The sequence below is a fragment of the Acinetobacter sp. UBA2063 genome (assembly GCF_002333245.1).
GTDB lineage: Bacteria > Pseudomonadota > Gammaproteobacteria > Pseudomonadales > Moraxellaceae > Acinetobacter > Acinetobacter parvus.
Genome location: NZ_DDAH01000218.1, coordinates 1 through 5,158 on the forward strand (window position 1 = coordinate 1; position 5,158 = coordinate 5,158).

At 40.1% G+C, this 5,158-nt stretch carries 4 protein-coding genes and 4 pseudogenes; 2 read left to right on the forward strand and 6 right to left on the reverse strand.

Annotation, left to right across the window (positions count from 1 at the left end):
- Window positions 1-72: 72 nt before the first annotated feature.
- The 3 genes and pseudogenes from B4H32_RS10370 to yaaA all read right to left on the reverse strand — a co-directional run bounded on the left by B4H32_RS10370 (window position 73) and on the right by yaaA (window position 1,604).
- Window positions 73-403, reverse strand: a pseudogene (locus tag B4H32_RS10370) (hypothetical protein).
- Window positions 404-436: 33 nt separating this feature from the next.
- Window positions 437-781: pseudogene (locus B4H32_RS10375) on the reverse strand (YaaA family protein); the annotation flags it as partial.
- Window positions 782-830: 49 nt separating this feature from the next.
- Window positions 831-1,604 carry a peroxide stress protein YaaA gene (yaaA, locus tag B4H32_RS10380; RefSeq protein ID WP_286802900.1) on the reverse strand — a complete coding sequence of 258 codons (774 nt, stop codon included), beginning with the start codon at window positions 1,602-1,604 and terminating at the stop codon, window positions 831-833.
- Between the two features lie 124 nt (window positions 1,605-1,728).
- Here yaaA and B4H32_RS10385 point away from each other — a divergent pair, with 124 nt between their 5' ends.
- Window positions 1,729-2,364 carry an alpha/beta hydrolase gene (locus B4H32_RS10385; protein ID WP_004757906.1) on the forward strand — a complete coding sequence of 212 codons (636 nt, stop codon included), beginning with the start codon at window positions 1,729-1,731 and terminating at the stop codon, window positions 2,362-2,364.
- Between the two features lie 203 nt (window positions 2,365-2,567).
- Here the strand turns inward: B4H32_RS10385 and B4H32_RS10390 are convergent, their stop codons facing one another.
- The gene (locus B4H32_RS10390) at window positions 2,568-3,245 is read right to left on the reverse strand and encodes a type 1 glutamine amidotransferase domain-containing protein (RefSeq protein ID WP_286802907.1); all 678 of its coding nucleotides are present in this window, start codon (window positions 3,243-3,245) and stop codon (window positions 2,568-2,570) included.
- Window positions 3,246-3,320: 75 nt separating this feature from the next.
- Window positions 3,321-3,971, reverse strand: a pseudogene (locus B4H32_RS10395) (iron-containing alcohol dehydrogenase); the annotation flags it as partial.
- A 103-nt stretch (window positions 3,972-4,074) separates the two neighbouring features.
- Here B4H32_RS10395 and B4H32_RS12865 point away from each other — a divergent pair.
- Window positions 4,075-4,404: pseudogene (locus B4H32_RS12865) on the forward strand (IS3 family transposase); the annotation flags it as partial.
- 85 nt (window positions 4,405-4,489) lie between these two features.
- Here B4H32_RS12865 and B4H32_RS10405 read toward each other — a convergent pair.
- On the reverse strand, window positions 4,490-4,792 hold the full coding sequence (locus B4H32_RS10405; protein WP_004679538.1) for a putative quinol monooxygenase: 303 nt from the start codon (window positions 4,790-4,792) through the stop codon (window positions 4,490-4,492).
- Window positions 4,793-5,158 lie beyond the last annotated feature (366 nt).

Genomic DNA, 5,158 nt, shown 5'->3' on the forward strand with positions numbered 1-5,158 from the left:
GCGGATTGCAGCCTTATATCCCCACCCTGAAGGGCGAGGTGTTACGGCTATTTGGATAAAAAGGTGCAATTATCATTGCACCCTATTTAAATTCTGCTTTGCTTGTAACTCAAAATTCTGTTGAAAATATTCCGTCTGATAAAGCGGTTCTGTTTGATAAAAATGCTGCAAAACTTCTTTTCTCTTCACTGCATAAAGTTCTGGTTCAACCCAAACATAAATAGGGTTTAACCAATTCAAGTAAAATAAGACATTCATATAAATGCTGAATGGTATGATAAGCCCGTTGTTTTTCGCTATAGGCAGCGATGAGTTTATTCAATAGTTTCTGTGGTTCAGAAAAATGATAGTGTTGATGCAACTCAAACCATGATTTTTCTAGGGCTGGTATATATTGCTGCATCGATAACACCTTTAAAAATTATTGATTTACTTATTATTCATCCCGCTTAAAGACCAGTTCTTTTTCTGATGAACTTTCAGTATCAAAATAATAGCCATCACTATTAAATGCTTTGAGCTGCTCTACCTGACTCAGTTTGTTTTTAATGATATATCGTGCCATTAGACCTCTTGCTTTTTTCGCATAGAAGCTAATGACTTTATATTTTCCATTCTTTTGATCCAGGAACACAGGTTTGATAATCTCCACCTGAATTTTCTTTTCATTTACAGATTTATAATATTCGTCAGAGGCTAAATTTACCAATACTTTCGCATCAATATTTGCCAAGTCCTGATTGATCTGATCGGTAATAATATCACCCCAAAACTCATACAGGNNGAGTGTGGATTTATGGGCGAATATTTTGCGTTAAATGGCGGCGCAGTTAATCATTATCCCGTCTAAAAACATACTCGGTTGTGCTTGAAGCATTTTCAACAAACTGATAGCCTTCCAAGTTAAAGTCTTTTAACTGTTGCGCGGTTGTCAGCTGATTTTCAGCCGCAAAACGCACCATCAACCCGCGCGCCTTTTTGGCATAGAAACTTACCACTTTATATTGACCATCTTTGCCGTCTTCAAAACGGGGCGTGATAATATCCGCGCTGATTTTTTTGGGATTAACCGCCTTGAAGTATTCGTTGGAAGCCAAGTTTACCAAAACTTTGTGTTTATTTTCTGCCATGCGTTGATTGATGAGATTGGCAAGCGTATCGCCCCAAAATTGATACAAATTATCGCCTCTAGGATTTTTTAGTTTTGTGCCCATTTCCAGACGGTATGGCATCATCAAGTCCAAAGGACGCAACAAACCATAAAGACCTGACAACATCCGCAAATGCTGTTGGGCGAAGTCGATTTCCTGATCATCGAGATCATAAGCATCCAAACCTGTATAGACATCCCCCTTAAATGCAAACATCGCCTGACGGGCATTGGAAAAATTAAAATCTGCATTCCAGTCACGGAAACGCCCAAGGTTTAAATTTGCAATTTTCTCACTAACTGTCATCAGAGAAGCAATTTCAGTTGCCGAAAGTTTGCGGCACACGTCAATTAATTGTTGAGATTGATCCAATAAACGAGGTTGAGTATAAGTATCTGTTGGTAAAGCTGTTTCGTAATCTAAAGTTTTTGCTGGAGAAATTAAGGCAAGCATAATCAATCAAAGTGAATCTAAATTCCCTAAACTATAACAGTTGATAATTTTTAATGCCAATTCGTGTTCTCGCTAAGTTTTATCGGTAAAATAGTGGATTCTTCCATTATCCATACCATGTCTTATGTCTGAGCAAATATTCATTCAAGGTCCTGTTGGTCAAATCGAAATATTTGTCGATCAACCTAAAGGTGAAGTGACAGGTTTTGCGGTGGTGTGCCATCCTCATCCTTTACAAGGTGGTACACCACATCATAAGGTTCCTGTGTTGCTGGCTCAGATTTTTAATGAAATGGGTTGTGTGGTCTATCGTCCAAGTTTTCGGGGTCTGGGTGGCAGCGAGGGTACACATGATCAAGGTCATGGTGAAACGGATGATATTCTGACTGTGATTGAATATGCCCGTGAAAAACATGCTGGCTTAACATTCTACGCAGGTGGCTTTAGTTTTGGTTCGCATGTACTGGCAAAATGTCAGGCGCAACTCAGCCAAGAACTACGTCCGAAACAACTGGTTTTATGTGGATTACCCACAGGTTCAGTGATCGAGTTGCGTCATTACACCACTCCAGCAATTGACGGGGATATTTTATTTGTTCATGGGGAACAGGACGATATTACCCTGCTTTCAGATATGATTGCCTGGGCAAAGCCACAAAAGCATCCGATTACCATCTTGCCTGGCGCAAACCACTTCTTTACGGGCTATTTAAAACAGCTCAAACAAGTGATTAGCCGTTTTTTAAACGTGTCGATTTAACAAGATATCGAGGACTTACGCATTTCCCAATCAGCTTCTGCAATTGATAATTGAGATACTTCACCCACTTTCGACTAGCTCGAATAAAAGCTATTCACTCAGGCCTGTCACCATTAAGTGAGGGTTATTTTGCTTATTGCGCCAGTTGCTCAGAGTCAGAAGTTTATTCACTGCTAAGCACCACAACAGACACTCGCTACTCTTTATTTCAACAATTGGAGTAATGCTGTAGCAGTTGCAGCAGAAGATGCTGGATTTTGTCCAGTAACCAGCAAGCCATCTACTTGAACATGTACTTGCCAATCATCCACTTTAGAATAATGACCACCGTTTTGTTTAAGCATGTCTTCGACTAAAAATGGTACAATTTCAGTCAAACCTACAGCAGCCTCCTCAGTATTGGTGAAACCCGTCACAGATTTACCGCTGACTAAAGGTGCCCCATTACTCGCTTTCACATGTCGAAGAACACCTGGGGCATGACAGACTGCTGCAACAGGTTTGCCAGATTGAATCGCCTGTTCAATCAGAGAAATTGAAATCGGATCTTCTGCTAAATCCCATAATGGTCCATGCCCCCCTGGATAAAACACTGCATCATAATCAGCTACAGAAATTTCGCTCAGTTTATGCGTCTGTGCCAATGCTTGCATTGCAGTTGGATCTGCTTCAAAACGATGAGTGGTTTCAGTTTGTGCATCGGCTAAATTACTTTTCGGATCTAGTGGTGGCTGCCCACCTTGAGGCGACGCCAGCGTAACTTCAGCACCAGAGTCAATAAAGGTGTAATACGGTGCAGCAAGTTCCTCTAGCCAGAAACCTGTTTTCTTACCAGTATTGCCAAGTTGATCATGTGAGGTTAAAACGATTAAAATTTTCATGTTATTTCTCCGATAATTTTCAGGATTGAGGAGCATTGTTACAGGGTCAGAGCATGCCAGATACGCGCATTTAGCTTAGATGCTCGTCTCGAGAATTTGGCGACTGATCTCTAATGAAACATTTTTATGTTCGCCTAGCTGTGTCAGATTGTGTGATTTAAGTTGCGTAATGATGATCTCAATATCTGTCTCCCCCAGTTCATAATCGCTAAGACGAGTCGGCAATCCAAGTTGCTCAAAGAAGGCTCGAGTACGAGCAATAGCAGTATCAATACGTTGTTCTTCATCACCTTCGACAATCTGCCAGACTCGAGCTGCATACTGTAGTAATTTTTCTCGCTTCTCTTGACGACACACTTGTAAATTGGCAGGCAACACAATGGCCAAGGTACGAGCATGATCAATACCATATAAAGCCGTAAGCTCATGTCCAATCAAATGGGTTGACCAATCTTGTGGTACACCAGCTCCAATCAGCCCATTCAGTGCCATGCTAGCAGCCCACATCAAATTCGCACGCGTGTCATAATCTGCTGAATCTTCCAAGATTTTCGGTCCAATCTCAATCAGAGTTTGCAATAAACATTCGGCAAAACGATCTTGTACTTGTGCATTGACAGGGTAAGTTAAGTACTGTTCCATGACATGAACAAATGCATCGACCACGCCATTTGCTAACTGGCGCGTCGGCAAGCTAAAGGTTTTATTCGGATCAAGCACGGAAAATAATGCGGCTTTTGACTGCACCATGTGCTAACTATACATAAAATAGACCAGTCGTCTATTTTTATAAAAATTATCTCAGCTTGGCGATTTTAGTGATGGTTAAACAAATTCAGGCTTGTTCTATACCACTTTTATTATTGACGTATTTTCACGAGCGATTGTTGGATCGAAAGAATCAACACGTATGACTATTGACATGGTCGTGAACGCATTGGCTAAAACAGTGAATGGCTCATACAAAATAGCGATGATTAAATATTTTAAAAGTAGATTGGCACGGTTTAGCAGATGTACAAATGCGACACTAAATTAGAAAGATTGGTTCAATATAAAGCGTGTACCTGGGTGCATTCGTTTATTTACTCTGTTTTGGATATTGACCCATGTAAATGGTGAGATTAAGCCATTAAATAAAGTAGCCCAACTTGAATAAAAAGCCTCTGACAAACCTCACAGGGTTGAAGTGCTGCCTTTCATTCAAAATTTCAGGCAGCACACTCATACATTTAAGCGTCGGTTTAAGCTGGTAGTTTACTCGCCAAAACATCTACTTTTTCAATTGACGGTGGCTCTGAAAATAGCTCTTCGGCCTGAGCCATCAAAGCAGCTGCAACCTTGCCAGATAAATGTGCTTGGCGACCCGCCTCATCAGGAAATGCATCAAAAATACCAAATGTTGTAGGTCCAAGACGTAGGCCAAACCACGCAACTGTCGCAGGTTCTTCCATGACAATAGGTAAACCGCCTTTAAGGAAAGCTTCCACTTCGTCTTCTTTACCCGGTTTAGCTTCAAGGCGGACATATAAAGCTGTTTTAAGCATGACTAAAACTCACAATTGATTAGAATTAAAACGATTCTGACATTGCTAATGGATGCATGTCAGAAAGTTTTGTTGTATAAAAGTTAAAAAAATTCCCATAGCTGAGCCAAAATCTGATTTTTTTATTTCGGCATAATGCTATGAATTTATTCAAGTTAATACCATTAACATTTGAATCAAAAAATATTGCTCAAGAAGCATTCAAGAACAACATTGTACATCCTCATATCTATGAAAGTTATTTTGCTAGGAATTTGCTGTGAAACTCTATATGTTTCTCTATAAAGCTCGCAATGAAGTAATAGCTATGGTCATACCCTTCTCTTAGGTTAAGTGTAAGAGGATATTCTTGTTCCAAACAAATAT

What these genes read in the sequence shown, in the direction of transcription:
- yaaA (WP_286802900.1), bottom strand. Translation starts at nt 1,604, where the DNA reads ATGCTTGCCTTAATTTCTCCAGCAAAAACTTTAGATTACGAAACAGCT.
- B4H32_RS10385 (WP_004757906.1), top strand. Translation starts at nt 1,729, where the DNA reads ATGTCTGAGCAAATATTCATTCAAGGTCCTGTTGGTCAAATCGAAATA.
- B4H32_RS10390 (WP_286802907.1), bottom strand. Translation starts at nt 3,245, where the DNA reads ATGAAAATTTTAATCGTTTTAACCTCACATGATCAACTTGGCAATACT.
- B4H32_RS10405 (WP_004679538.1), bottom strand. Translation starts at nt 4,792, where the DNA reads ATGCTTAAAACAGCTTTATATGTCCGCCTTGAAGCTAAACCGGGTAAA.